At 71.4% G+C, this 2,655-nt stretch carries 2 protein-coding genes; both read right to left on the minus strand.

Annotated elements, in window-relative coordinates; all coding sequences use genetic code 11:
- Window positions 1–973, minus strand: a 973-nt coding sequence (locus tag FUT87_RS22140) for an ROK family transcriptional regulator (protein ID WP_186830698.1), incomplete at its 3' end; no start/stop codon positions are given.
- Window positions 974–1,077: 104 nt separating this feature from the next.
- Window positions 1,078–2,655, minus strand: a 1,578-nt coding sequence (locus FUT87_RS22145) for a glycoside hydrolase family 9 protein (protein ID WP_147242413.1), incomplete at its 5' end; no start/stop codon positions are given.

The raw sequence follows: 2,655 nt of genomic DNA on the forward strand, positions 1-2,655 counted from the left end.
TGCGGTCGCCGTCGACCAGGCGGCCGCGGATGTCCGGCAGGGAGTGCGGGCCGAGTTCGGCGGCTTCGTCCGGGCGCAGCATCGCGCGCATGCCGATCAGCGCCTCGGCACAACCGCGCCGGCCGCAGGAGCAGAGCGGGCCGTCGATCTGCAGGATCATGTGGCCGATCTCGCCGGCAAAGCCGCGCGCGCCGGTCAGCAGCCGGTCGCCGACGATCACGCCGGCGCCGACGCCCTGGTTGATCGAGAGGTACAGCAGCGGATCGGCGGGCGCGCCGGCGTTGAATTCCATCTCGCCGAGCGCGGCGACGTCGGCCTCGTTCTGCAGGTAGAGCGGGATGCCGGAGAGCGGGCCGCCGTCGAGCTTCTCGCTGAGCAGCTGGCCGACGGCCAGGTCGTGCCAGCCCAGGTTGGGCGCGAAGTTCAGCACGCCGCGCGCTTCGTCGACGCCGCCGGGCAGGCCGACGCCGATGCCGATGATGCGCTGCGACGGATCGAGCTGCGCCCGCACCTTCAGCAACACCGTGGCCAGCACGCCCAGGCAGGCCTTGGCGCTGCGGCTGGCGCCGTAGGCGGACACCGCGCGGGCGCGCACCTCGCCGGTCAGCGTGGTGGCGACCACGCGCACGCCGTCGATGCCGACCTCGGCGCCCAGCATCAGCAGGCGATCGGGGCTGATGAACAGCGGGGTGGGGCGCCGACCCAGGTCACCGGTGGCCACGACGCTGCTTTCCATCAGCCAGCCCTCGGCGATCAGCTCGCGCACCAGGCTGGTGATCGTCGACTTGGTCAGGCCCACCTCGAGCGCCAGGTCCGCCCGGGACAGGCCGGGATGCACGCACAGGTGGCGCACCAGGGCCATCCGGTTGATGGACTTCAACAGCTGTTGGCCACCACTGGCGTCGGGTTGCATGCGCGTCGTCTCCTTGTCTGTCTTGTAGAGGTCCACGCGTATCGCGTATCGCGTGTCCATGGCATTGATATTAGTTGGGGCGCCGAACGAATAAAGAGCAGGAAAACACCTAGGGCCCGAAAACATCGATGCGGCGGGGCGACGAGCCCCTCCGCATCGGCCCCTCAGCGGGGCGCGCCCAGGGCCGCCGCCACGTAGACCAGTGGCGCATTCCAGTTGATGGCCACTTCATTGCTGGCGTAGCTGCAGAAGTGGTCCAGGTAGGACAACGCCGGCAGCGGCGAGGGGTACGGCACCGGGCAGCCCTTGAGGTCCTGCTGGCCGGCATTGGCCCCGCCGACGACGAAGCCCGGCACCGGCGCGACCACGCCGTCGGCCTCCGAGGGCCGGTGATGCGGATGCATCGGCGAGCGGGTGCCGAAGCCGGTCACCATCGACAGGCCCGTCGGGTTGCGGCCCATCACGTAGTCGAGCAGGCCCTGCGCCGCCTGGCGGTAGGCGCTGACGGCCGGTCCGGCGCGCCGGCTGGCGCGCGTACCGCTTTCGGCCGCAGCCGGGCGGGCGGCGTCCAGGCGATCGGCCTGCAGCAGCACCATGGCCTGGTTCAGCGCATTGGAGTTGCTGCCCCAGTTGAAGTCCTTCTCCTCCAGCGCCACGCCCCAGGCGGAGGCCTTGCCCTTGGCGACCAGCGCGTCGGCCAGCTCGCGGACGCGGCGCTCGATCAGCGCGCGGTCCGCGGCGGGGCCCAGCCGGTCGCGGTGCGCTGCGAGCGACATCCAGGCCAGCCCGCGCACGTCGCCCCAGGACGGCACTGTCATCGTGGTCTGCGCCGGCTTCATCGCGGCGTAGAAGGCCTCGTCGCCGGTGGCGATGTAGAGCTCGGCGGCGGCCCAGGCGAACTCGTCGTCCAGCGTCGGATCGCCGTAGTCGCCGGTGTGGATGTCCGGCGGCTGGCGGTAGATGGCGTCGGGATGCGCCTGCGCCCAGCCCCAGGCGGCGCGCGCGGCGGCCAGCATGCGCGCGGACAGGCCCGGGCGCTGCTGCTCGAAGCCCTTGAACACGCGGCTGCCGACGGCCATCACCGCGGCGAAGTCCAGCGCCGCGGCGGTGCTCTTCTGCACGACGACGCGATCGCCGGACGTCGTGGCCGCGTCCGGCATCACGACGCCGTCGAAGCCCGGATTGGTCAGCTTGTGATAGACGCCGCCATCGTCCGGATCCTGCATGGTCAGCATCCAGTCGAGGTTCCAGAGCGCCTCGTTGAGCACGTCCGGCAGCCCGTTGCCGCTTTCAGGCAGGCCCACCTTCAGCGCCCGCATGCGATCGGGCATCTGCTCGTAGCTGGCCAGCAGCGTGTAGACGGTGATGCCGGAGTTGACGATGTACTTGTTGTAGTCGCCGGCGTCGTACCAGCCCTTGGGGCTGCTGATGACGTCGCCGGTCTTGCGCTTCGGTCCGGCGGCCGAGGCATGGATCAACACGCGCGTGTCCGGATGGCCGGCGGGGCGGGCGAAGGGGCCGGCCAGGTCTGGCGTCAGCGCGATGCCGGCCCGGTTGAAGTAGAACGCGCGGATCGCGCCGGCGGCCAGGGCGTCGTAGGCGCCGGGGCCGATGGTGAACGGATCCGAGTCGGGCAGGCCCGCGACCCGCAGCCGATAGCGGCCCGGTTTCGTCACCGCGCTGAAGTCGGCGATCCGGACCTGGCTGCGCGACGGCGCCCACAGCGCGGTGGCGCCCAGCGT

It is taken from the genome of Mitsuaria sp. TWR114 (assembly GCF_007997345.1).